Below are 23,063 nucleotides of genomic sequence, written 5' to 3'. Positions count from 1 at the left end.
GTATTGGATAACATTTTATAGCTGATCAAAGAGTATTCCAAGGGAAAAAATCCGTATCTTCACTGAAACTTATGATTCTTTTGAATCTCATCGACCTGCCTTTAAAGCTCTTATGAAGTTAGAAAGCTTAGCAGAGAGGTCTGCCTGACTCGCTTGGGAAGCCAGGACGTGGTTGATCCCGCAGGAGAAAAACGGATACCGATAGTAATTGCCGGGACAGTTTAGATAAGGAACGTCAATTCGGGTTAAGCACCTGGCGAATCAATTCTCAGTTATGGGAGCGAAGTCTGCCCGTGCGGACTACAGAAAATCAAGGTTTGCCGAACCGACGCAGGTCGGTTTTACTCTTGTAGCGGCGGTTTTAACCGCTAAGATCCTTATCCCGAACTCAGGTTAAGTAAGGTGTAGGCTTTGCCCCAGCCAGAGCTTCCACCCACACCCCATACTTCACCAAAGTGAGATCACTACAGGATGACGTTTCGAGCACTGATCGTATTGGCAGCAAACCGCTCAAGCGTGATATACCGTCTGAACACGGCTCCACCTGTGGTGCCATTGATATCAAGGCTCACTGCCGTATTGGCTCCAATCTGGCGGAAGCGAACATAGTCAGACAGTGTGCCAGGGCGATCGCGTGATCCCAGAATGACTCGACTTAAATCGAGCGTGTCAAACGTGGCATCAAATCCACGAATTCGATCGCCCCGATCGCGAATCGAGTTATAGACAAAGCGATCGCCCCCCGCACCACCATTCAAAAAGTCAATTCCAGTGCCGCCTATTAAAATATCGTTCCCAGCACTACCAAAGAGGCGATCGTTACCAGCACCACTATTCAAGCTGTCATTGCCGTCCTCACCAAAGAGGCGATCGTTACCCGTGCCGCCGACCATGGTGTCGTTGCCACTCAAACCGAGCAAGGTATCGGCACCACCTCGCCCGGAGATCACGTCATCTCCCTGACCTCCCCGGAGTCGATTCGTACGATTGTTGCCCAGGCGGCGCACACCCGGAATCGGAGTTGGCGTGGAATCCGGTGTTGGAGTAACCGTCGGCGTGGGCAATCGCCAGAGTTTGATCGTACCGTCCTCGCTGGCGGTTACAACAGACCGACCATCCGGGGAAAAATCAATATACTCAATCCCTTGCGTATGTCCGGGAAACTGCCCTACCAGAGCAAAGTCTGAGGTGCGATAGAGCCGTAACCCCCGGTTTGCCCCGGCGGGAATATTATCAGAGCCCCCCCCACCTGTTGCCAGGTACTTACCATCGGGGGAGAAAGCCACCGTTTCTAGCAGCGGATCTTCGTGGGGTAAGGTCGCCAGCAGCGCACCATCACTAAACCGGAAGACTTTGGCAACTCGTTCTGTGCCATTGGCAACCGCGATCAATTCTCCGTTGGGTGACACTCGAACGGATTTGACCGATCCTTCATCTTCACTCACCTCAATTTCGCGCACCAATGCACCATTCGCCGCCTGCCGAATTTGCACCGAGCGATCGCGCGATCCCGTAATTACAAACCGCCCATCACGAGTAAAGTCTACCGAGTTGACCTCCCGCTCATGGATAATGCGATTGCTGTAGATCAAGCTCCAATTGGCGGGGTTAAACATCCGAACATCCCCGCGGTCATTGGCATTGCGCCCGCGATTGGCTCCCGCAAAGTAGGCTCCATCTGGGGAGAAAGCCAATCCATCAGAGGCGTTGCCGTTGAGGTCAACAACCAGTGCCCCATCGGATGACCGATAGATTTTGATGCCATCAGAGTTGCCTCCTGCGGCGATCGCTGACCCATCCGCTGAGAAATAAACCGCTTCGATCTCGCCCCTCGAATCATCTAACGACCCACCCCAATAGGTGCTTTCCCAGACGAGCGCACCGTCGCTCACTCGAAAGAGCCTGACTTTGCCGTCGCCTGATCCCGTTGTGACAAATTGACTATCTGGAGAAAATTCAGCTGTCTCGACCGTACCGTTGCTGCCTCTGGAGTCTACATTGATCGTCCGAATAAGGGTTAAAACCATGGCTTTGTGATGTGATGGATGAAGGTGGGCAATGCACAATCAAGATGAATGGGAGAATAAAGCACGGAATCCTTTGAGCTTGCAAACGAGGGCTTTGCAATCGATTCATGCTGCTTGCAGCAAAATCTGAGGATTCGCTGATCCTTTTCTGCACTGGTTGGATTGCACGAGGTTGCATAGCATGATGAACACACTCACGACAGACGTTCTGGTCGTAGGCGGCGGCACCGGGGGAACCGTTGCTGCCATTCAAGCTGCCCGTCGTGGGGCACAAACCATTTTGGTCAGTGAATTTCCGTGGTTAGGGGGAATGCTAACGTCAGCAGGAGTAACTGCCCCTGACGGAAACGAACTATCCGCTTTTCAAACCGGGATGTGGGGTGCGTTTTTACGTGAATTGCAACATCGACAACCAACTGGCTTAAACCACGCCTGGGTCAGTTTTTTTACATATGACCCAAATGTAGGAGCCGCCATCTTTGCAGATTGGGTGAAACAGTTGTCGAACTTATGGTGGATTCACGGTAAACATCCTCAAGCGATAGAACGTCAGGGCGATCGCCTCGTTGCGGTTCATTTTAACGACGTCACGATTAGGGCGTCAATTATTCTTGATGGAACCGAATTAGGGGACGTTTTAGCTCTCGCCGAAGTTCCCCATCGCTGGGGGTGGGAGTGGCACTCCCAATGGCAAGAACCGAGCGCACCCATCGCGCCCACAGCCATGACTGAGCAATACCCCGTGCAAGCCCCCACCTGGGTTGTAGTACTGCAAGATTTTGGTGAAGCCCACCCGGCTCCTGAGATCCCCGCGCCCCCAATCGATAACCCCGATCACTTTGTGGGAACCTGGGACGGCTACGGTGCAGAGCATTTTATGAACTACGGACGGTTGCCCGGCAACCGCTTCATGATGAACTTTCCACAGCGGGGCAATGACTATGGCGATCGCCTCGATCGGTTAATTCAATCGCCTGCAACCCGACAGGAGTTTTTGCAAGAAGCCCGCTGGTATGCCCAGAGCTATGCTCGCTTTCTCCAGACTCATCTGGGACGACGCTATGGCTTAGCCGCAGACACCTTTCCCACTGACCTTCCCAATTGTCTTGGGGGCAGTGCCTATGCGTTGCATCCCTACTTTCGCGAGAGCCGACGCTTACAGGGAGTCGTCACCGTGCGAGAACAGGACATCTTGCCGCAACCACAGAGGCGAGTCGCCGCACTGCCTGTGAATGCTCAGGGGCAAATGAGTGCGATCGCCCTGGGTAACTACGCCAACGATCACCACTATCCGGGCTATGACTTCCCGCTGAAACCCAAATCCATCCGTTGGGGTGGACGTTGGACAGGCACCCCCTTTGCCCTGCCCTACGAATGTCTGATCCCTGCTGCGGTGGATGGGTTGCTGGTCTGCGAAAAAAATATCTCTGTCTCCCACATTGCCAATGGGGCAACTCGCCTGCAACCCGTGGTTCTCGGCATCGGACAAGCTGCCGGAATGGCTGCTGCACTGTGCATTGAACGCAAATGTCAACCGCGTGACCTGCCCGTTGCCGATCTGCAAGCTGCGTTGTTAACCGATCCCATCGCTCCAGCGGCGATCGCCCCTCTGTTTAACTTGCCCCCCTCCCATCCGGATTGGCAGCACTGGCAGGAGCATTACCTGCGCCATCCCGAAGACTATCCCCTGGATGGCACCTGTCCGCTAACCTCTCCTCCGAGCCCTCCCAACCTTGCCTCTGCAAGGGGAGGAGCCGCAGGCGGTAGGGTTCCTCCTGATAGCCAAACTTTTACTGGGAGCTTTGAGCGTCGCGGCGATCAGGATTACACCATCACCCTCAACACTCCCACTTCGTTAACAGGACAAGTGTTTCAACTGGTTACATTAGACGCAGAGTGCGATCGCACCTTACAGAAGTGTGGGACTGGGGATACGCTCACCCTCCAGGGACAACTGAATCATTCGGGTAACTGGCTATTAGTTGAACAGATCGATATCGTCTAATCGAGAGATGCGATCGCCCTTCAACTTTGGAACAGTGATAAGAGTACGCCGTACCCAGAATGAATCATCATGACCACTCCAAACAATCGGGACGAACAACTGCAAAAATTGCGCGACATGGTGAAAGGCATTGACATTGCCATGATGACCACAGTGGATGAAGATGGCAGTCTGCGGAGTCGTCCGATGTCATGCAACAGTGAGATTGAAGCGAATGGAGATGTGTGGTTCTTTACCTACGCAAGCTCTCACAAAGTGACAGAAGTTGAACAACAACAGCACGTTAATTTGAGTTTTGCAGATCCTCACAAGCAGCGATATGTGTCGATGTCAGGTGCGGCTCAACTGGTGCGCGATCGCCAAAAACTAGCTGAATTATGGCAACCTCAACTCAAAGCCTGGTTTCCAAAAGAACTGGATGAACCTGATATTGCCCTGTTAAAAGTAACGGTCGAAAAAGCAGAATACTGGGACGCCCCTTCAAGTTGGCTGGCACACACGATCAGTTTCTTGAAAGCTGTGACGACTGGCAAAACAGCAGATACGAGTGAAAACGTCAAACTCAGCCTTAAATAACGTCAGTTCGGTTTAAGAGCTTGGCGAATGAATTCACGGCTATCAAGACAAAGTCCTTCTTCGCAGATTACCGGAGATTAAATGCTTGTTGGTAGTGTTTCAGGTCTGTTGCTACTGCCCCCCGGCTGTCGCTGTCCCCCTTATCAAGGAGGACTACAGGGGGACTACAGGGGGTTCTTACAGAGGTTATCAGCAGGTTTGGAACACCATCGGTTTGTTGAACCGACGCAGATTGATTCTGCTCCGGTAAAACAAATCCACGGTTTGTCAGGAATCCTCAAATCTTGAACGTAAGGTACGGCTTGCCTTTCAACCTCAGCATTTGACTCTAGCTGCGGTTTCAATCGCCAAAATTCTAATACCAATTTGAATTGTGAAGGTGACAAATGCTTGTACGGGTTTGGCACTGCCAAATCCCTCCCCAACGCTGATTTGCCCATCAAACTCTTTGAATCGGTATGACCCCATCAGGTTAATCGATGTCTGTTGGTGAGTGGTGTAGCCACCCCTAATCGCGGTGACTTTAACAGTTGGCAGAGATTTTTTGTTTATTAAATAACGCTTTTTAAAGAACAATTTAGGAGCAACTATGAGGCGCGTTTCAATCCATGCAGACCAGCAAATGAGACTATTTACCTGGGTGACTCTATCTCTGGTGATCGTCGGAGCCATTTCGTTGCTGTTGCAACCTTATATCAATTTTGCTTAGTACAACTCGTTGTCAATAAGGGTGGGAATTTGGGGGGCAGGGGTGGAACCCTGGGGACACAGCCTCCACACTCCCCTGGTTTTATTTCCAAGCCCTATCTGTGAATAGCAGTACTTAGTTTTGCCTAAAGAAAATTGACCGTTGCTGTAGCAATTGTCGAGACAGGTGAGACAGTGTATCCTCTTCAGAGCAGTCCCTTTGCAGGCAAACCCGACGAGTCCCCACAATTCCTTCAACATCTTTAAAAATACGAGCCATAGTTTTACAGTTATCAAAGACTAGAGAGATATAAATCGTTAAATTTGTGGGAAACCTCGTCAGTATTGTTGTGCATTGGTGATCGCCTTATGATTAGCCCCTCAGAATCCCCTGAAGATTTCACAACCGTTGATTGCACCCAACTTGAGAAATATCTCAAAGGCGGGTTGTGGCGCATGGCAGATATGGAAACTCGTAAGCTCATCATCACCGCCTGTGGAGGCAACCCCGCAGACCCACAAACAACTCCATCCCTTAACCAACTGCCCTGTCCCGATTTGCAGAAAATTGACCAACTCTGGGTGAAGTACAGCCGTGGACGGTTTGGCTTTAGCGTTCAGCAAGCAATCTGGAAACCGTTAGAACAAAAGCTTTATAGCAAGACTGATGTTTGGGCTGCATTCGGCGATCGCACGAGTTGGCGGATCAACCACCTGCTTAAACAGAACTATTGGAAACAGCACAAAGAATTGACCTTTGATATTAAAGCTCCCGCCGGTCACTTGCCCCACATGGGTGATAAATTTGGCATTTTGACGCTGGAACAGTTTTTTAAGCAGATGGAGTGGTGTGCTGGCAATCCTCCAGCGGAATAACGCTAATTTGGGTTAAGTGATTGGGGCACTGAACCCGGTGAATGAATTTGTGGCTACCGGAGCGAAGTCTGCCTATGCGGACTGAGGGTTTGACCCTGCGTAGGCAGTTTTTGCTCTGGTAGCTGCGGTTTTAATCGCCACTCCCCTAACCGTCAGATGCACCCATATCTCACTGGAAACCATTTAAATCGGTATTAGATTGAAGGTGACGCACTGACCCAAAATTCGTCAGACTAGAACAGATGGATTTATCAGCAAGGTCATCCACCACCGTGTCTAGCTCTGGTCAATCAACCCCCTTCCCACAGCCCCATGATGTCGTTCTGGGGGGCGCAAGTCCTGCCCCGATCGCAGGATTGGTGCTGGGTGGGTTGGACGGTGTGCGCCATCGGCTGAACAGTGCATTAGTGGAAGAGCGAGTAGGGGCGATCGCTCAACTCAGTCGTTATGGTCAAGCGGGGTTAGATCTGCTGCTGCAAAGCCTAACCGACCCTGCGATCGCCGTTCAACGCGCTGCCTATCTTCAGTTACATCACTCCTCCGATGTCAAAGCACGACGCGCACTGCGGAGCTATGACAGCTACCGCTTATTTGAATGTCTGTTTACCCTGACGGGTCATGCCGGTGGGGTAACGGCAGTAGCCATTAGTGAAGACGGCAAAACGGTTGTGAGTGCAGGTCGCGATGCCACCGTGCGAGTGTGGGATCTCACGTCACAGGAGGCATTTTGGGTGCTGCCGATCGCCCAGTTTGTCTATGCGATCGCCTTTAGCCCTGACAATCGCACTTTTACCCTGCGTCACCGTCATCAGGTCATCACCGCCTGGGATAGCCGCACCGGACAACAGCTAGAGGGGGAAGACCTGCCCACCCGCAGCATTTCCTCCGTCACGATCAGTGGCGATCGCCACCGCACCCACAAACACCTGATTAGCGGTAGTCGCAACGGGATCAAAATTTGGGACTTGCAACAAGGGCAAGAGGTGATCACCTTGCAGGGACATACACATCTGGTCACAGCAGTGGCAATTGCGCCTGATCAATCACGCCTCATTAGTGGCAGTGAGGATAGAACCGTCAAGGTTTGGGGAGTTCCAACGTGACAGACCGTTTCGACCAACCTCAAGCAAACGATGCCGTTTTAGGGGGACACGGAGCCATTCCCGTTGGTGCGCCTGTGTTGGGTGGGTGGGCTGGCATCAAACAACGCTTAACTAGCCCGATCGCCGAGCAACGTATCGCAGCCCTTTCAGAAGCTCTGCAACACGGACAACAGGGGCTATATCTGGTGATGCGGGCATTGCGGGATGAGTCGGCTGATGTGCGGCAAACAGCCTATGCGCTGTTGCACGATCGCTCAGAGCCCAGAGTCAAACAAGCGATCGCCTATTACTACACCCAAGAACACTACTCTCGGCTTAAAACGGTCTTGTCTAGGGGACAGTGGCAAGAAGCTGACCAGGAAACGAAAGCGGCACTGTTTCGAGCGTGTGGCTTGGAGTTGCGAGAGCAATTTCGTCCAGAATTTATTGCCAAGATTCCCTGTCGCGACTTGCAGGTGATCGATCGCCTGTGGATGAAATATAGCCGGGGACGATTTGGCTTCAGTGTGCAGCGACCCATCTGGCAACGCTACTTTGATTTCTACGCAGAAAAGTCGGATGTCTGGATGGCATTTGCCGATCGCGTTGGGTGGCGGGTGAATAATCTCTTGGTGCAAAATCACTGGAAACGCTACGGCGAAATTACCTTTTCCCTCTCCGCTCCAGTGGGGCACCTGCCTTTTTTGGGGGACACCTTTGGCATTTTTACAATTGAAGCGATCGCCAAACGATTAACCCAATGTGAACTGGAATAGCATTCAATCCAAAATCGTAAATCTAAAATCTAAAATCGAACTTATCTCAACAAATCTGTAATAGAGCGATAAGCATTGGAGAGGCGATCGCTCAACAGACGAATCACATACTCTCGAAAGGCATTGGCAACGTCTGGTTTTTCCTGTTGCATTTGCTGCCATGCAGTTTGTGATAACCGATAGAGTTTCGTCGGTACATCTGTAGTCGCTGTAATTTGGTGAGTCGATTGCAAATAAAAATCCATCACTCCAACCAGGTTGCCCACCCCAATCGTTTGGAGTCGGCGAGTCTGGTCATTATCCAGCGTTAAAAACGTGGTCACCTGCCCTGACTCGACAAAAAACAGAGATTCAGCGCGATCGCCCACTTGAAAAAGCGTTTCTCCTGCGGCTACCTCAACCTTATTCAGATACTCCATAAAGCCTGAAACCTGTTCAGCCTCTGAAAATAGTTCATCTAAATGCAGATTCAGCGGCAGATTGCGTCGTCGTTTCCAGGATACAGCTCCTAAAATTTGATTTTCACACCACTCGATACCGTGGTCTAAATCTGCAAAGAGGTAAGTCAGTTGCGGTTGGTCGCTGTCAGGATCATCCAAACAATTTCCCTGTCGGAGTTGCTGTTCCATGACTGGATACAGGTGGGTAAAGAGTAGTCGAAAGGGGTGTTGTTCTGCTAGTTGACGCAGCTTGACGAAGCTTAGCACCGCCGAAGAATCTAGCCCATTAACGGCTCGAAAATCGAGGATGACAAACCGCAGTGGAATGAGGGCAGGATTAGCGGCTCGTTGGCGAATCTGCTCCAGTAACGTATTTGATGTACCAAAAAAGAGAAACCCTTGTAGCTCCAGAACGTAAATCTGTTCGCCCTGATCACGCAGTAATCGAGTTTGATAGGTTGTACGCGCTACATTGCTTTGATAGGTGGCACCAGAGAGGGTATGTTTTGCCACGTTGACCTGGCTGTAATTGATGACAAACAGCGCGATCGCCACGACTAAACCAACCCCCACTCCCTCTAAAAAGCCAATCGTGCCAACTACCAGCAAGATTAAAATCACAATCGCATAGTCAACTTTAGGAAGTTTGAAATAGGCACTGTAAACCCATTCCACTAGGAAATCTAACCCCAATAGAGCTACTAATCCGCCTAAAACCGCTTTAGGAAACAAAACGAGCATGTCTGCTCCAATCGTCAAAGCAGACAGACTCACTACAGCCGTAAGTAGCCCAGTGAGACGGCTTTTAGCTCCAATTTTGTGACCTAATACGCTCGTTCCTAATCCGTGAAAACAAATGATGCCACCGCCCAGACCTGCAACGAAGTTGCCAATTCCTGCGGCTTGTAGCTCTTGATTGAGGCCAATATCACGCCGAGTTGCGAGTTCGATGCCACTGGAGTTTAGTAACAAAGCTGAAATGGTCAGCAACACAACTGAGACAATTTTCCCGGCTTCTCCTAAGATTAACGACCAGTCTGTTTGTTGGAGCGTGATCCATTGAATTGGACGCCAAATACCACCTTCTGGAAACGGACTGAGCAACAACCCTGCCGTTTGCGCCTCTGCGATCGACATGCCCGACAACCACAACACAAGATGAAATATAGCGATCGCCCCAGCTAATAAACTGGGCATGACAAACGCATTCTGAAAACGCCGCAAAACGACCAGCAGCAACACTGCAAAACTGATTCCAGGAACCCAAAGCATGAGGCTATTGGGTTGGAGAAGTTGCGATAATTGGGTGAGATCGAGGGGAACATTGGTCATCACCGTAAACCCACCCTGTAACAAAAGCCACCCTGTGCCTGCTAAAAATCCTCCAATGACAGGGTAAGGAATAAACCGAACGAGATCGCCTAACTTTAGGAAACCCAGAATAAAACAACTTAGCCCCGTCAGAATTGAGGTCAGGGCAATCATCGTCACGACTGTAGACACTGCAATGGCTGGGTTGGTTGTTGCAGAAAGTTCAGCCGCAATCGTACTGGCGATCGCAGCAACAATAACAGCAGGCGCATCTTGCGCTTGACTCACTATTCCCTGAATTGAACTCAGTAGGGCGATCGCAATAGCCACCACTACAGAGGCAAATAATGCTATTCCAATGCCTACAGAGGCATAAGACGACAGCTCTCCTGAAAAAATCAAGACAGCCATTGAGACGGCTAGTGTGACCTGGATAACACCTAAAATAACGCCTGCGGTCACACTCAAAAATAGTCTGCTGGGGTGCAACTCATGCTGAACTAAGGCAACGATAGAAGAACGCCGCACCCTTTTAGCGACGTTGAGTTGCTCTGGTTCAGTTGCCATAATCAAGCTTCCTTGTGGCTAAGCCATTACAGTCAGAAATGCATTGCTAAATACTTAGCACATCTCACTAACTTTACATTGGAAGCAAAAATTATGTGCCGACGAGAGAGAAACGTATTTTATACCCACCGTCCTAACACTACTCGAATCGTGCCATCTTCCAGAGTTTCCTCCGTTTCGACAGTGAAGCCTTCCGCAGGGGCTTTTGTCATCAAAGCGTGATAAGCATACCGCTGAGTCAGTTGGTTCAACCACCGTTCTGAATAACGAGTGCGATCGTATTCCGAAATAATTGCCGCAAACGCCCCATCCTCTTGACGTTTGAACCCAATATCGTTGCTCAACTTACCAATGTGTTGACGACGAACTATGACCTCCGCCTGATCTGCCCGAATGTCTCCTTCATAACCATACAAATACTGTGCGCTGGCGTAAACTTCAACCGTCGCAAAGCCCATATCTGCTAACGCTTTAACTAAGGCATCCTGGTCTTTAATTTGAGTTTTGATGCGAGTGAAATGAGACATGGGAAAGAAGAGAGAAGAGGAAAAAAAGAAGAGAGAAGAAAGAAGGCTAAAGGATAAAGGCTAAAGGATAAAAAGTGAGGAATTAGTAAGCAATTTTTTTAATCTTTTATCGTTTATCTTTCATCTTTTATTATTCATCCTTTATCGGTTACCCTTCATCCTTTCTTCTAACGGCTCTGCCGCTTTACTGTAGGGTAACAAACTCTGAAAGGCGATCGCTGACTTAATTTAAGTGGCGATCGCCTCTCTTACGTTCAACGGTTAATGAAGCTCAAGTATGCACTCTATACCACTAGACCATTGGCAGAGCCAAAGACCACATGCACTGCACCTGCACTATTCACACCAGAGACACTTGCCCATGCAGAACCAATGCCCAAATCTGCATAGCCATCGTTGTTAAAGTCACCTGTAGTCAAGCTACTGCTGAAATGGAAGCTATCACCAGCAGAACCAGCAATGCTAGCTAAGTCTTGGTGAATAAATTGACTACCTGTGGTTGTTAAACCATTACTAGAGCCATAGAAGACATTTACAGCACCCGCCCCATCAACCCCACCGATGCCTTCTTCAGACCCAACTGCCAGGTCATCATAGCCATCGTTGTTGAAGTCGCCCACAGTTACAGTTGTACCAAAGCGGTCTCCAGCCTCCAGGCTTCCCTGAATGCCGTTGACCCCTTGATGAAAGAAGTCATCGCTCTGTTCCTGTAAACCGTTGACCGTCCCATAGATGACACTTACCGCTCCTGCATTGTTAAGACCATCCAAGTCTTCACCTGGAACGCCGACCGCCAGATCGTCTCGACCGTTGCCGTCAAAGTCACCCGATGCCAGACTGGAGCCAAATTGATCACCCGCTTCGCCTGTGTCCTGGATGCCGGTTGTGTCTTGAGTCCACAGCTGATCGTTAGCAGAGTTCAAACCACCAACAGTGCCATAAATCACATTGACTGTTCCGTTGTCTCCAATAGAGCCAACCGCTAAATCTGCATAGCCATCGCCGTTATAGTCGCCCGCCGTTAGAGCTGTGCCAAACTGGTCTGATGCCTCAACACTGTCTTCAATGCCAAATGAGTCTTTGTGGAAGAACTGGTCTCCAACTGTGCTCAATCCTGTGTTTGAGCCGTATAGGATATTGACCGCACCCGCAGAAGCAGCAGACTGACTCGCATTGATTTGTACGTCTTCGCCAGGTGCGCCGATCACCAAATCATCTCGACCATCTCCGTTAAAGTCTGCTGCAACTAAAGCATGACCAAAGTAGTCAAAAGATTCCGCCGTGCCCAGTATGCCTGGGCTGCCTTGATAAAAAAAGCCACTTGAGGAGTCGGTCAACCCGGAGGCACTGCCGTAAAAGGCTTGCACTGCACCTCCAGAGAATATGCCACTAAATGTCTCAAATGGAATACCAGATACTAAGTCGTCGTAACCGTCGCCATCAAAGTCACCCACTGCTAGAGAATACCCAAATCGGTCGCTTCCTTCGGCCACATCTGGAACTAGCCCGTAGTTTTGATGAAACGATTGGGATGCGCTATTACCTAAACCAGAATTACTGCCTTGATAGATAGCCACAACGCCCGCATCGCTGATTTCACCAGTGGGATAACTAAACACATCTTCAAATGGAACACCGACTACTAAGTCATCTGCACCGCTGCCGTTGAAATTACCAGCCATCAGAGACCAACCGAAGCTGTCGCCAGGACCGAGATTTTGTTGAGTCAGAACAATACTCATGATGATTCCTCAAAAGAGTTGAATGGTGTACTTGGAGCGCAAGTGAAATAGTTTTGAGCGTTCATGCCCTGCCGCCACAAATGCACATTTCAGCTTGAATAGAATCTTTAAGGTGTGCGTCAACGGATTGAGTAACCCGCCGCAGAGACTTCTCACGAGCAGAACCGTGACTTATGCAACAGTTCACAAAACTTTACCAAACAGTCAACGCAGCCCAGGCAGACACGCTATGCCACCAGACCATTGGCAGACCCAAAGATCACATAAACAGAACCCGCTGCACTGTTGCCGTAGACATTAGTACCTGGAGCACCAATCCCTAAATCTGCATAGCCATCGTTGTTAAAGTCACCAACACTCAAGCTGTGTCCAAAGTTGTATTCAACCCCAGCAGCACCATCAATCGTCGCTAAACCTGGGTGAAGGAATTGGCTACCTGTGGTCGTCAAACCCTCATCAGATCCATAAAGGATATTCACAGCACCCGCTTGATAAACTCCGTTAATCTCTTCTCCAATCGACCCGACCGCCAGGTCTTCATACCCGTCCCCATTAAAGTCACCCACTCCCAAACTAAAGCCAAACAGATCTCCAGTTTCTAGATTGCCTTGAATGCCGCTAACTCCTTGATGGAAAAAATCATCGCTCTGCTCTTTCAACCCATTGGAACTGCCATAGATCACACTTACCGCGCCTGCATTTTCAACCCCATCAATGTCTTCACCCATGATGCCGATCGCCAGGTCATCTTTACCGTTTCCATCAAAATCACCCGATGCCAAACTGGAGCCAAATTGGTCATGAGCCTCTGCTTCGTCTTTTACCCCCGGTGTATTTTGAGTCCATAGTTGATTGTTAGCTGCGGTTAACCCATGAGCAGAACCGTAGAGCACGTTTACCGCTCCTGCTTGACTGACAGAACCGACTGAGTCGATCGAACCAACTGCCAGGTCAGCATAGCCATCCCCGTTGTAGTCCCCTGCGGTCAGTGTTCTCCCAAAGTTGTCACCCGTCTCTACACTGTCTCGAATGTCAGGTGAGTTCTGATGAAAAAACTGATTTCCGGCAAGACTCAACCCCGTATTTGAGCCGTACAGAATGTTGACAGCACCCGCATTGTTGTAGGAGTTGATCCCAATATAAAGATCCTCGCCGCTCACTCCAACCGCCAGGTCGTCCTTACCATCTCCGTTAAAGTCTGCTGCCACCAGAGCCGAGCCAAATTTATCCTCGGCTTCAGCGATGCCAATCAGTCCATGAGGGCTTTGGTGAAAGAGGGGAGTTGAAGCATCTGTTAGTCCATTAGCAGTGCCGTTAAAGATTTGCACTGCACCCGCATCAACAATATTGCCGAGGTCTTCTGCCATAACCCCGACCGCCAGATCATCTCTGCCGTCGCCATTAAAGTCACCCACGGCTAATCGAGAGCCAAATCCGTCACCCGTTTCAGCTACATCTTCAACGCTGCCATAGTTTTGATGAAAGGTTTGAGATGAGGTCGTATTCAAGCCTGCGGTGCTACCTGTAAAGACATCGATCGCCCCTGCATGAATCAATGTGGAGCCAACAAGCGGAAAGAAGAGATCTTCTCTAGGAGCACTAACGACTAAGTCATCAGCACCACTGCCGTTAAAGTTGCCGGCGATCGCAAAAACACCAAAGCTGTCAGTGGTTTCTGGATTGGATTGATTGAGAACAATACTCATGATTGTGTTTTAGAAAAGTCGAATGGTGTACTTGAAACTCAAGTGAAACTGTGTTGCGCGTTCATGCCCTAGCCGCTACAAATGCACATTTCAACTTGATATAGCCCCAATTGAGATATGAATGGAGCGCAGAGGTTCTAACCCCCTTATTCACAAACAGGTTGTGAACGTAGAAGTGTCTAAGTGATGGATGAATGAATTGCAAGAAAAAGTTTTTTGTCAACTGATCAATTGAGCAATTCCTATTAATAGAAGGATGATTTATCTCAATTTCAATTGTTTTTTATTCTCTTCACTTCCCTTGCGTTTCCATCACAATCAATGAATTTCTTCATTCATAAAGATAGGGTTTTTCTCTTTTGAAAACCTTCATCCAAACGGGTGAATCTGTTGGGTGAACTAGGTCAATACAAAATCGGAAAATTAATAAAAATAAGGTTGGCATCTGTTTTTTTGAGCTAACAGATGTCAACCTTTTTAAGGAAGAAGTTGTCTCGTTTTTAGAACAACGGAAAGCTCTAAAACTTCCTTGTCGAAGTGAAGTTTTAGAGCTGATGTATAAATGATTTTTGATCTCCCCAAATTCTCTCTGGGGTGGGGTTTTAGACGCTTGCTTGGGCTTCCCTTTCTTAAGGTATAGGGATATTTAAGCAATAGAAAATATTTTGGAACCTAAGATTGACCTTGTAAATTAGCTCTTACAATTTCACTTTAAAATCAAAAGTGATTACTTCTTTTAATGCCAATCTAAATCAACCCAAAAACTGGAATATTGTTAATACTTTGAGGATCTGTCATTAGCGATCGCACCATCTAAGCTCATCCCATTCCAGCAATTTTCAAAAAATAGCTTGATGCCCAAAAATATCGCTTTGATCAGAAGACTTAAAGCCAAGGCAATGGCTCAACCCCTGATGTTGGGAAGGCTTTCTGACTCGCCTTCATCGAATGTGGTTACGGCTATACCATCAGCAAAATTGCATTTTTGAGTCTTGGTGGTCGCATTGTTTGTCTCGTTTACTCTCTGCACTGTCTTGCTCTGCATTTCTACGCGCTTGAATTTGTCACTGCCGCGATCGCCGTTCGTCACATTCACTTCTCAGGCAAGCAACCGTAACTTATGCAACAAATTTACAAAGCTTTACAAATGCTCCCATCATTCAGGCGTATTTATCCCTCGTCTGTGACTCTCTCCGCCAACTAACCTTATCCAGACCTCGTCTCCAAATTTCAACTAGAAACAGAGTGACGAAAGCTCTGCCTTCTGGACGGGAACTTTTTTGTCAATCACTTTAGAGGTATTTTCAATTCACCCACTTGCAGGATGAAGCATCTCAGGCTGTCATCCGTATAATCCTTGTGCAAGTTCAGTAATTCCCCTGAAGCTTGAAAGCAATACAGCTTAATAGTGCTTCAGTAAACCGTAGATTATGGTAAATTATCTAAATCTTCAAAAAAACTCACATAATTTTCACCACATCTACCAAATTTATCTGCGTCATCTACGCAATTGGGTTATTTTTATGAGTTCAGGGTTATCACCAAAGCTGAATGCATATTCAGCGATCGCACCATCTCAAAACTGCAAAGTCTTTACCTCTCTTTTTAAGACAATTCCCCCAGAACGGGTGGGTTTAAATGGTGAATATGACCATAATGGATTGGCAAAACGAGTTGCTCTGGCATTTAACCAGGAGTTCAAATTAGAAGACATTGTCAATCTAAAAATCCGGCAACGGGGTGGAGTCGTTATTCTGATGGGCAAAGTGTCCAGTCAACGCTTGTTGGCCCGCATGATCACCGCCGCTCTGCGAGTTAGTGGTGCGACTGATGTCGAAACCTATGGGGTCAGTGTTGAGTTGAGCCGCGATCCGAATAAGCTCGACTATCGCACCTCTCATCTCCACGCCTGCTAACCCCTTGATCTAAGACGACACGATCTCAAACTCCAATCCATGCTGTTGCAGCAGGTTGCAGGTGTCGTGATCCGTAATATTGGTATCACTCAACTCCAAATTGTAGAAATCAACAAACGCTTGATCAAAGTAAGGGCCCGCGTGCCAGGTGCCCACGTCCAATTTGATGAAGCAGTTTCCAGGGATATGAAACGCGGCGATCGCCTCTAAGTCGGGCTTGTCCGCTGTGGATGGCGGAGCAACCGCAATGAACCAATCCTTTCCCTCCAGCGAACCGAGACATTGAGTGCATTTCAGGTGACGAGTGATGCGCGAAAACCGTCGCCCTTTATGATGCAATCGCATAATGTAGAACCGGGGAATGCCCTGATCTAGCTGAAGTTGGGCATCCTCAGCACTATAACCCTGACCATCTTCACTGGCAGAAATGACTTGCCCATAAGGAGCGAATGCTGCTGGAGTAATGCGTTGGGCTTGTAAGAACTGAACCATATCGATTTTAGATTTGCGATTTTAGAGTGGTGATTTTGGGGTTGCTATAGCTATATATATTGGGCGATCGCCAGCGGTTCAATTTTGAATTTGTGATACCAATTTGAACTAAAAGAGCGACGAATGCTTGTACGAATCTGGTACTGCCAAACCCCTTCGTAACTCTGATTTGCCCGCAAAACTCTTTAGATCGGTATGATTTTAGATCGGTATGATTTTGAAGTTGTAACAACATTCCAATCCACAATCTAAAATCTAAAATCGGTTGAATTGTTCCGGTTTCAAATCGCGTTCCATCAGTGCCTCAACCGCTTGCACGGGAGTAATTTTGTTGTTGAGCAGCAAGTACACCTGATAGGAGACGGGGACTGCAATCTGGTGTTGGTGCGCTAACTCAACCAGCACATTAGCGGTGTTGACCCCTTCTGCGGTTCCTTGAATCTCATTAAGAACATGTGCCAGTGACTTGCCCTGTGCCAATCCATAACCGACCTGATAATTGCGACTGAGGGAACTGTTGCAGGTAGCCAGCAGATCCCCCAAGCCTGACAGCCCAAAAAACGTTTCAGCTTCGGCTCCCAAATGGGTTCCCACACGGATCATCTCGGTCAACGCTCTGGTGATCAACGCCGCTTTGGCATTGGTGCCCAGATTTAACCCGTCACAAACGCCTACCGCGATCGCAATCACGTTCTTCAGCGTTCCCCCCAACTCGGTGCCGACTGGATCGGGGTTCGTGTAGACCCGAAAGCGATCGCACGCGAACACCCGTTGCACCGCTGCTGCCGCCGTTAGATCTGTGCTGGCAACTACCGTCGCTGCGGGTAGTCCCTGATCGATCTCCTTAGACAGGTTAGGCCCCGACAACACCACCACCGGATGATGGGGAAATGATGCCTGCCAGATTTGCGATGGCGTTCGCAATGTCATGGGATCAAGCCCTTTGGTGGCACTGACAAAAATGGCAGATGGGGCGATCGCACACTCCCTGAGTTGCTCGGCTACATCCGTCACACCTTTAATCGACACCGCCGACACAATCAAACTGGCATCGGCGATCGCATCCTTGAGCGACAACACCCCATGACGCGACCAGAGGCGAACCTGGTAGCCATTGCGAGTTGCCAGATTTGCCAACACCGTGCCCCAGGCACCCGCCCCTAAAACCGTGAGAATTGCAGAATCAGATCTTACAGAGTCAGACAATCGCTTAAATCACCTGATGAGAGTTAAAACCATAGAAATAAGTAGAAGTGGGATAGATAGCTACCACTTCTGGTCGCTCAGACAGCGACTGCGGAGCAGGCACCATCTCCCCCCGAAAGTCGAGAAGCTGGACAACCAGCAAATAGGCGACTCCCAACAGGAGAGCGATCGCCCCAGTAACAACAGCAACTAGCTTTGAACGATCCATAGATAACGTGGGTGTTTTTATCCTTATTTTATGCTGACTGGGAATGACAGCGAAACGCTTGGGAATAGGTATACTCAGATTGTTATCAGGCATACTCCGTATGCAAAACATGGATACGACTCAATTTTCAGATGCCCTCATCCTCGATCGCCCCGTTGTCGTGCAGACCTCTAATCTCCGCAAGGTCTACCGCACGGGCTTTTGGCTGAATCAAAAAGTAGTCACCCTCAAAGGATGTTCCCTCACGGTGTATCAGGGGGAAACGTTTGGGTTGCTGGGGCAAAATGGCGCAGGCAAAACGACCCTGCTCAAAACTCTGTTAGGGATCATTCGCCCCAATGGGGGTGAGGGAGTTTTACTGGGGAAACCCTTGGGCGATCGCTCCGTGAAACAACGGGTTGGCTACCTCCCTGAAAATCCTTATTTCTACGACTTCTTGACCGGGTGGGAGTTTTTGCAATACGCCGCAGGGCTATTTCGCATTCCCCCGTCGGTGCAACAAAAGCGTATCCCCGAATTGCTAGAGATGGTCGGGTTGGCACAATCTGCTGCCCGCAAAAAGCAACTGCGGCAATATTCCAAAGGTATGTTGCAGCGGATTGGTATGGCACAGACCTTAATTAACGATCCCGAAGTCGTGTTTCTAGATGAGCCGATGTCTGGATTAGACCCGTTAGGACGTTACCAAATTCGCGAGATTATCCTGTCGCTTAAAGCTCAAGGCAAAACCATCTTTTTTAATAGCCACGTATTGTCAGATGTAGAAGCCATTTGCGATCGCATCGCCATCCTGGCACGCGGTGAGATTTTGTGTCTCGGCTCGATTACTGAATTGCTGGGCACGGCGGACCTCTACTTCGTGAAAGTCCGGGGTGGAAATCCGGAGGTCCTGCGCCAGTGGGCACCTGACCTGGAGTTTCAAGATGGCATCTGGCAAGGACACCTCAAAGGACACCCCCACGACTTTCTGGCAAGCCTTAGTCTGATGAACGCTCAACTCATCGACATGCACCTGGCTCGTCCCTCGCTAGAAGAATTTTTTGTGCAACAACTGCGACAACGCGGCATCTATACCAGTGAGTGAGAGAACTTTTCTGCCCCTCCCGACCTATTTAGGATGGCTATAGTTAACAATTCGCTAACTCTTTGAAAACAAATTTTTTGCGAAACAGGTTAAAGTAGTACAGAGGTACGAACCGCACTTCGGTGCTTTTTCTTACCTCGGTTGATCAAGTCCGTTTGTTTCAGAAGTGTTTTCCGGCTGTGATAGCGAAGGGGAGGGGCGATCGCCCCTCCCCTTCGTTGTATAGAATGGACTACGACTGCCAAACTCCCTTCTTAATTGGGATTTGAATGACAAACTCCGTTCCCTTTCCAGGGGTTGAGAAACACTCCAATGTTCCCTGATGTTTTTCAGTGATAATTTGGTAACTGATCGATAGCCCCATTCCAGTCCCGGTGCCGACGGGTTTTGTCGTAAAGAACGGATTAAAAACTTTTTGCCGCACTTGTTCTGGCATACCCCGTCCATTGTCGGCGATCGCAATTCTCACAGACTTACCCATCACGGAAGTGCGGATTGTAATCTGACTGGGATGGGTGCTGATATCCTCATAGGTGCGACAGGTATCCCGTTCTTCTAACGCATCGATTGCATTAGCCAAAATATTCATAAACACCTGATTGAGCTGCCCCGGATAGCACTCAACCTGAGGCAACGGCTCGTAAAATTTAATCACTTCAATGTCAGGATGGGTAGGTTTGGCTTTGAGGCGATGCTGCAAAATCAGCAATGTGCTGTCAATTCCCTCATGAATATCGACAGCTTTACGTTCTGATTCATCAACTCGAGAAAAGTTACGCAGCGATCGCACAATTTCCTGAATTCGAGTTGTTCCAATATTCATGGAGTTCAAGATTTTGATGAAATCCTGTTCCAGGAACTCTATATCGATTGCATCTCGCTCCGCTTGAATCTCAACAGGTGGATTGGGAAAATGTTGATGATAAAGCCGGATCAAGCGCAACAGCTCATCAGCATATTGCTGAGCATAGATGAGATTTCCATGAATAAAGTTGACCGGATTATTGATTTCATGAGCAACACCTGCCACCATTTGCCCCAGGGCAGACATTTTTTCACTTTGCAACATCTGTAATTGGGTGCGGTTTAGCTGATGTAATGCTTGCTCCAAGTCCTTCGTTCGGGTTTCTACTCGATCCTCAAGTTCTGCATTCATTTGCTCCAACATGAGAAAAGAGGACTGGATCTGTCCCGCCATTTGATTAAACGATGATGCCAACAGATTGAGTTCACGCACGGAAGGCTCTTCCACACGCTGGTCTAAATCTCCATTGGCGATCGCTTGACTGGCTTTACCCAAGCGCAGAATCGGTTGTGCCACAGCGCGAGATGTGTAAATCCCCAACACCGTTGCGATCGCCAAAGCTCCCAAGCAGAGCAAAACTGTGTTACGAGTGTTTTGATGAATCTCTGCCATGAAATCGCTTTCAGGTACGACCATAACAACCAGCCAGGTCAGATCATTCTTTTGATTCCAGGGTGTGACTTGCAGGAAATAGTTTTCTTGCTGAAAGGCAAACTTTAGAGACTGTTCGGTCTGAATCTGCTGAAAGTCTCCAAATTGATTCAATAAATGTTGAGTAGCTGAACGAATCAGAGGATCAGAACTCTCTTGAGCCTTCACCCTCTCAGCAACATTATTTCTGATCTGGAAAGGCTTTTCATAACCAGAACTCGAAACCAATAAACCGTTTCGCTCAATAATAAAGATGCTGGAGGAAGGGCTAACTTGCAGTGTTTTTAAGAAATCATCAATGTTGGACAACAACAAATCGACCCCAATTACACCAAGCAGATCTTTGTTGTTGTTATAAAGTGGGTAGCTAGCCGAGATCGAGATATACTCTGCGGTTTCATCCCAGTTATAAGGCTCAGACCAAACGGGACGACCAGCCTTAATTGGATCAAGATAGGATGTCTCGTTTAAAGGGTCGTAGTTATCGTAGATGGCAACAATCTCAGTGCGATTGCCCTTGCTATCTGTTGCGTAAGTGTAGGTTTTCCAGTTAGTTCGGGGAGACAGTTCATCAATCGTAACGCCTCGTCCCTCCAGGAACCGCCCTGCCCCACCATACACCCCGGTTGGTAAGGCGTAACTGATGTAACTGACATTAGGAAAGATTTGCATCTGTTTCCAGAAGTAATGCCCGGTGGCTTCGGAATCTTGCAGGTCAAGTAGCCCTAACTCCACTGCATCTGCATTCATTTGATTAATCTGCTCAGGAATGGTCAGGTAGGCGTCTAAATGTTGATCAACGCGATCGCTAGCCTGCTCCATCAACTGGTTCGCTAATTCATTAATTGTCCGCTGACCATTTCTAAATGAGAGGTAACCTACTAAACCGACTGCTGCAAAAATTTGCAACACAAAAGGAATAATCAGCATTAGAGACAGGGAAATGGACTGATTGGTTTGGGAATGATGTTTAGCTTCATCATCGCTGGGATGATTCCATCCAATCCTCATAACGGCTCGGGGTCTAGCTAGTAGTTAGCAGCGAAAAGATACACCCTACCCTGACCTCAGCTTTCACGTCTATCTCAGCAATGGTTATCGCACCTGTGTGGGATATTAACTTTGGAATACTCTGTAAGTTTGGCTGAGGATTAAAAGAGAATTGTCCACTCAAACAACATAAGCTGATCTTATTAGAAGAGAAATAACGTTTTTAAGTAGTTATTGACTTCAGAATAAGACTCTTGTGCTGTTCCTAATGCTCTAATTCTCAATACGTTGAAACACGAGGTATGCCGTCAACGTTACCAGAGATCATCTTATTTTTCTACTAACGACATAATTCTATCCCTACAACCGATAGAAATAGGTTTCAGGACAATGTTGAATGTGATTGTAGTCAGCTTGATGCTCGTTTCAAAACAGTAGTTTGGAACACTACAGAGCAAGCAAAAAGACAAAGCAAGCAAAAAGGGATGGCGATCGCCATCCCTTTCTACTCATTCAGTTGGGGTTTTTTGACCCGATCGGAGCGGCGGGATTCGAACCCACGACCCCTACTACCCCAAAGTAGTGCGCTACCAAGCTGCGCTACGCCCCGTCATCGGCTTAACTAGCATAACACATTTTTACATTTTGTCTGAACTTCAAAACGAGATTGAATTCAAGCACAATCTGCCCGTTCCACAAATCAACAGATTGTTACAGGAAGAAACTCGACGGGGTGGTATGCTTGTTATGAGTTTTGAGACGAGTTAAGAGGCTTGGTGTAATGCAAGTTAATGATCTAGGATTTGTTGCTAGCATTCTGTTTGTGCTAGTTCCGACTGTCTTTCTTCTGATCCTCTACATTCAAACCGCTAGCCGCGAAAGCAAAGACTCTAAATAGTTTGGTTGGCTTTACGAAAAGCTTTTCTGAATTGAAAGCACCAGTGTTGTAATCCTGGTGCTTTTTCTTTTTAATTCAATTTGGAATTAGTTGTTGTAGTAAAACCGCTCGTGTACCACTTTGCCATCTTGCCAGCGTTGTACCGCAACCTGGGTATAGGTTAGGCTTCCCCATTCCTTATGGGTATAGTCCAGATCCCACTCAGAAATAATCAGGTCATCGCCAAAGGCAACCCCTTTTAGCTCTGCCTTACGAAATTCAACTACATTATTGAAGAAGTCGAGTTCCCGTGCCCGGTTTGCTTCTTTGCCGACGGTAGCGGGGGCGTTGTTCTCCTGCATAACAACGTTATCGGCATAGTATTTCTCAAAAATGTCCATGGCTTTGCCTTGTGACAGCAAGTTTTGAATGTCTGCGAAAACGGCTTGGAGGTCAGTCTTCAGGTTAGTCGTCATGATGTTACTCCTTGGGTGATTCAGGTAAAAGGTGAG

General features: G+C 48.3%; 21 protein-coding genes and 1 tRNA gene. 9 read left to right on the top strand and 13 right to left on the bottom strand.

Annotated elements, in window-relative coordinates; genetic code table 11:
- Positions 1-464: 464 nt before the first annotated feature.
- The gene (locus tag H6G89_RS04280; protein WP_190504035.1) at positions 465-2,027 is read right to left on the bottom strand and encodes a type I secretion C-terminal target domain-containing protein; all 1,563 of its coding nucleotides are present in this window, start codon (positions 2,025-2,027) and stop codon (positions 465-467) included.
- A gap of 184 nt (positions 2,028-2,211) precedes the next feature.
- On the opposite strand from H6G89_RS04280, the gene H6G89_RS04275 reads away from it, so the two are divergent.
- Entirely contained in the window at positions 2,212-4,032 is a 1,821-nt protein-coding gene (locus H6G89_RS04275; RefSeq protein ID WP_190504363.1) for an FAD-dependent oxidoreductase, read from the top strand.
- Between the two features lie 69 nt (positions 4,033-4,101).
- Entirely contained in the window at positions 4,102-4,608 is a 507-nt protein-coding gene (locus H6G89_RS04270; protein ID WP_190504034.1) for a pyridoxamine 5'-phosphate oxidase family protein, read from the top strand.
- A 315-nt stretch (positions 4,609-4,923) separates the two neighbouring features.
- On the opposite strand, the gene H6G89_RS04265 is transcribed toward H6G89_RS04270, so the two are convergent.
- Positions 4,924-5,280 carry a hypothetical protein gene (locus tag H6G89_RS04265; protein ID WP_190504033.1) on the bottom strand — a complete coding sequence of 119 codons (357 nt, stop codon included), beginning with the start codon at positions 5,278-5,280 and terminating at the stop codon, positions 4,924-4,926.
- A gap of 151 nt (positions 5,281-5,431) precedes the next feature.
- Positions 5,432-5,575 (bottom strand): hypothetical protein, encoded by a 144-nt coding sequence (locus H6G89_RS04260; RefSeq protein ID WP_190504032.1) that lies wholly within the window; start codon positions 5,573-5,575, stop codon positions 5,432-5,434.
- Positions 5,576-5,664: 89 nt separating this feature from the next.
- Between H6G89_RS04260 and H6G89_RS04255 the strand changes: the two genes are divergently transcribed.
- The 3 genes from H6G89_RS04255 to H6G89_RS04245 all read left to right on the top strand — a co-directional run bounded on the left by H6G89_RS04255 (position 5,665) and on the right by H6G89_RS04245 (position 8,029).
- Positions 5,665-6,171: a GUN4 domain-containing protein gene (locus tag H6G89_RS04255; protein ID WP_190504031.1), complete on the top strand. Its 507-nt coding sequence runs from the start codon at positions 5,665-5,667 to the stop codon at positions 6,169-6,171.
- Between the two features lie 242 nt (positions 6,172-6,413).
- A complete protein-coding gene (locus H6G89_RS04250) occupies positions 6,414-7,274 on the top strand; it encodes a WD40 repeat domain-containing protein (protein ID WP_190504030.1) in 861 nt (286 codons plus the stop codon).
- A complete protein-coding gene (locus H6G89_RS04245) occupies positions 7,271-8,029 on the top strand; it encodes a GUN4 domain-containing protein (protein ID WP_190504029.1) in 759 nt (252 codons plus the stop codon). Before H6G89_RS04250 ends, H6G89_RS04245 begins: the two co-directional genes overlap by 4 nt.
- 41 nt (positions 8,030-8,070) lie before the next feature.
- Here H6G89_RS04245 and H6G89_RS04240 read toward each other — a convergent pair whose 3' ends face one another.
- The 4 genes from H6G89_RS04240 to H6G89_RS04225 form a co-directional block, all read right to left on the bottom strand.
- Entirely contained in the window at positions 8,071-10,347 is a 2,277-nt protein-coding gene (locus tag H6G89_RS04240) for a SulP family inorganic anion transporter (RefSeq protein ID WP_190504028.1), read from the bottom strand.
- A gap of 119 nt (positions 10,348-10,466) precedes the next feature.
- Complete coding sequence (locus H6G89_RS04235) at positions 10,467-10,874, bottom strand: DUF1257 domain-containing protein (RefSeq protein WP_190504027.1); 408 nt, start codon at positions 10,872-10,874, stop codon at positions 10,467-10,469.
- Between the two features lie 284 nt (positions 10,875-11,158).
- Positions 11,159-12,616 carry an FG-GAP-like repeat-containing protein gene (locus tag H6G89_RS04230; protein WP_190504026.1) on the bottom strand — a complete coding sequence of 486 codons (1,458 nt, stop codon included), beginning with the start codon at positions 12,614-12,616 and terminating at the stop codon, positions 11,159-11,161.
- 227 nt (positions 12,617-12,843) lie between these two features.
- Entirely contained in the window at positions 12,844-14,322 is a 1,479-nt protein-coding gene (locus tag H6G89_RS04225) for an FG-GAP-like repeat-containing protein (protein WP_190504025.1), read from the bottom strand.
- Between the two features lie 985 nt (positions 14,323-15,307).
- Between H6G89_RS04225 and H6G89_RS35550 the strand changes: the two genes are divergently transcribed.
- A complete protein-coding gene (locus tag H6G89_RS35550; protein ID WP_255519354.1) occupies positions 15,308-15,439 on the top strand; it encodes a hypothetical protein in 132 nt (43 codons plus the stop codon).
- A gap of 406 nt (positions 15,440-15,845) precedes the next feature.
- Positions 15,846-16,238, top strand: a complete 393-nt coding sequence (locus H6G89_RS04220; RefSeq protein WP_190504024.1) for a BON domain-containing protein — start codon at positions 15,846-15,848, stop codon at positions 16,236-16,238.
- A gap of 9 nt (positions 16,239-16,247) precedes the next feature.
- Here the strand turns inward: H6G89_RS04220 and H6G89_RS04215 are convergent, their stop codons facing one another.
- The 3 genes from H6G89_RS04215 to H6G89_RS04205 all read right to left on the bottom strand — a co-directional run bounded on the left by H6G89_RS04215 (position 16,248) and on the right by H6G89_RS04205 (position 18,144).
- Entirely contained in the window at positions 16,248-16,730 is a 483-nt protein-coding gene (locus H6G89_RS04215) for an ureidoglycolate lyase (protein ID WP_190504023.1), read from the bottom strand.
- A 255-nt stretch (positions 16,731-16,985) separates the two neighbouring features.
- A complete protein-coding gene (locus H6G89_RS04210; protein WP_190504022.1) occupies positions 16,986-17,936 on the bottom strand; it encodes an NAD(P)H-dependent glycerol-3-phosphate dehydrogenase in 951 nt (316 codons plus the stop codon).
- A gap of 4 nt (positions 17,937-17,940) precedes the next feature.
- Positions 17,941-18,144, bottom strand: coding sequence for a hypothetical protein (locus tag H6G89_RS04205; RefSeq protein WP_190504021.1), 204 nt, complete (start codon positions 18,142-18,144; stop codon positions 17,941-17,943).
- Between the two features lie 109 nt (positions 18,145-18,253).
- Between H6G89_RS04205 and H6G89_RS04200 the strand changes: the two genes are divergently transcribed.
- Entirely contained in the window at positions 18,254-19,228 is a 975-nt protein-coding gene (locus H6G89_RS04200; RefSeq protein ID WP_190504020.1) for an ABC transporter ATP-binding protein, read from the top strand.
- Positions 19,229-19,460: 232 nt separating this feature from the next.
- Here the strand turns inward: H6G89_RS04200 and H6G89_RS04195 are convergent, their stop codons facing one another.
- Both H6G89_RS04195 and H6G89_RS04190 read right to left on the bottom strand, forming a co-directional pair.
- The gene (locus tag H6G89_RS04195; protein ID WP_190504019.1) at positions 19,461-21,695 is read right to left on the bottom strand and encodes an ATP-binding protein; all 2,235 of its coding nucleotides are present in this window, start codon (positions 21,693-21,695) and stop codon (positions 19,461-19,463) included.
- A 515-nt stretch (positions 21,696-22,210) separates the two neighbouring features.
- A tRNA-Pro gene (locus H6G89_RS04190) sits at positions 22,211-22,284 on the bottom strand.
- A gap of 171 nt (positions 22,285-22,455) precedes the next feature.
- Here H6G89_RS04190 and psbM point away from each other — a divergent pair.
- Entirely contained in the window at positions 22,456-22,572 is a 117-nt protein-coding gene (gene psbM / locus H6G89_RS04185; protein WP_190504018.1) for a photosystem II reaction center protein PsbM, read from the top strand.
- Between the two features lie 86 nt (positions 22,573-22,658).
- Here the strand turns inward: psbM and H6G89_RS04180 are convergent, their stop codons facing one another.
- Complete coding sequence (locus tag H6G89_RS04180; protein WP_190504017.1) at positions 22,659-23,027, bottom strand: SnoaL-like domain-containing protein; 369 nt, start codon at positions 23,025-23,027, stop codon at positions 22,659-22,661.
- Positions 23,028-23,063: the final 36 nt, after the last annotated feature.

It is taken from the genome of Oscillatoria sp. FACHB-1407 (assembly GCF_014697545.1).
Lineage (GTDB): Bacteria > Cyanobacteriota > Cyanobacteriia > Elainellales > Elainellaceae > FACHB-1407.
This window is presented reverse-complemented; position numbering and strand designations above follow the sequence as displayed.

Bases quoted from the DNA above. Each gene is read 5' to 3' on its own strand.
- H6G89_RS04280 (WP_190504035.1), bottom strand. From the start codon at position 2,027: ATGGTTTTAACCCTTATTCGGACGATCAATGTAGACTCCAGAGGCAGC.
- H6G89_RS04275 (WP_190504363.1), top strand. From the start codon at position 2,212: ATGAACACACTCACGACAGACGTTCTGGTCGTAGGCGGCGGCACCGGG.
- H6G89_RS04270 (WP_190504034.1), top strand. From the start codon at position 4,102: ATGACCACTCCAAACAATCGGGACGAACAACTGCAAAAATTGCGCGAC.
- H6G89_RS04265 (WP_190504033.1), bottom strand. From the start codon at position 5,280: ATGGCTCCGACGATCACCAGAGATAGAGTCACCCAGGTAAATAGTCTC.
- H6G89_RS04260 (WP_190504032.1), bottom strand. From the start codon at position 5,575: ATGGCTCGTATTTTTAAAGATGTTGAAGGAATTGTGGGGACTCGTCGG.
- H6G89_RS04255 (WP_190504031.1), top strand. From the start codon at position 5,665: ATGATTAGCCCCTCAGAATCCCCTGAAGATTTCACAACCGTTGATTGC.
- H6G89_RS04250 (WP_190504030.1), top strand. From the start codon at position 6,414: ATGGATTTATCAGCAAGGTCATCCACCACCGTGTCTAGCTCTGGTCAA.
- H6G89_RS04240 (WP_190504028.1), bottom strand. From the start codon at position 10,347: ATGGCAACTGAACCAGAGCAACTCAACGTCGCTAAAAGGGTGCGGCGT.
- H6G89_RS04235 (WP_190504027.1), bottom strand. From the start codon at position 10,874: ATGTCTCATTTCACTCGCATCAAAACTCAAATTAAAGACCAGGATGCC.
- H6G89_RS04230 (WP_190504026.1), bottom strand. From the start codon at position 12,616: ATGAGTATTGTTCTGACTCAACAAAATCTCGGTCCTGGCGACAGCTTC.
- H6G89_RS04225 (WP_190504025.1), bottom strand. From the start codon at position 14,322: ATGAGTATTGTTCTCAATCAATCCAATCCAGAAACCACTGACAGCTTT.
- H6G89_RS04220 (WP_190504024.1), top strand. From the start codon at position 15,846: ATGAGTTCAGGGTTATCACCAAAGCTGAATGCATATTCAGCGATCGCA.
- H6G89_RS04215 (WP_190504023.1), bottom strand. From the start codon at position 16,730: ATGGTTCAGTTCTTACAAGCCCAACGCATTACTCCAGCAGCATTCGCT.
- H6G89_RS04205 (WP_190504021.1), bottom strand. From the start codon at position 18,144: ATGGATCGTTCAAAGCTAGTTGCTGTTGTTACTGGGGCGATCGCTCTC.
- H6G89_RS04200 (WP_190504020.1), top strand. From the start codon at position 18,254: ATGGATACGACTCAATTTTCAGATGCCCTCATCCTCGATCGCCCCGTT.
- H6G89_RS04195 (WP_190504019.1), bottom strand. From the start codon at position 21,695: ATGAGGATTGGATGGAATCATCCCAGCGATGATGAAGCTAAACATCAT.
- psbM (WP_190504018.1), top strand. From the start codon at position 22,456: ATGCAAGTTAATGATCTAGGATTTGTTGCTAGCATTCTGTTTGTGCTA.
- H6G89_RS04180 (WP_190504017.1), bottom strand. From the start codon at position 23,027: ATGACGACTAACCTGAAGACTGACCTCCAAGCCGTTTTCGCAGACATT.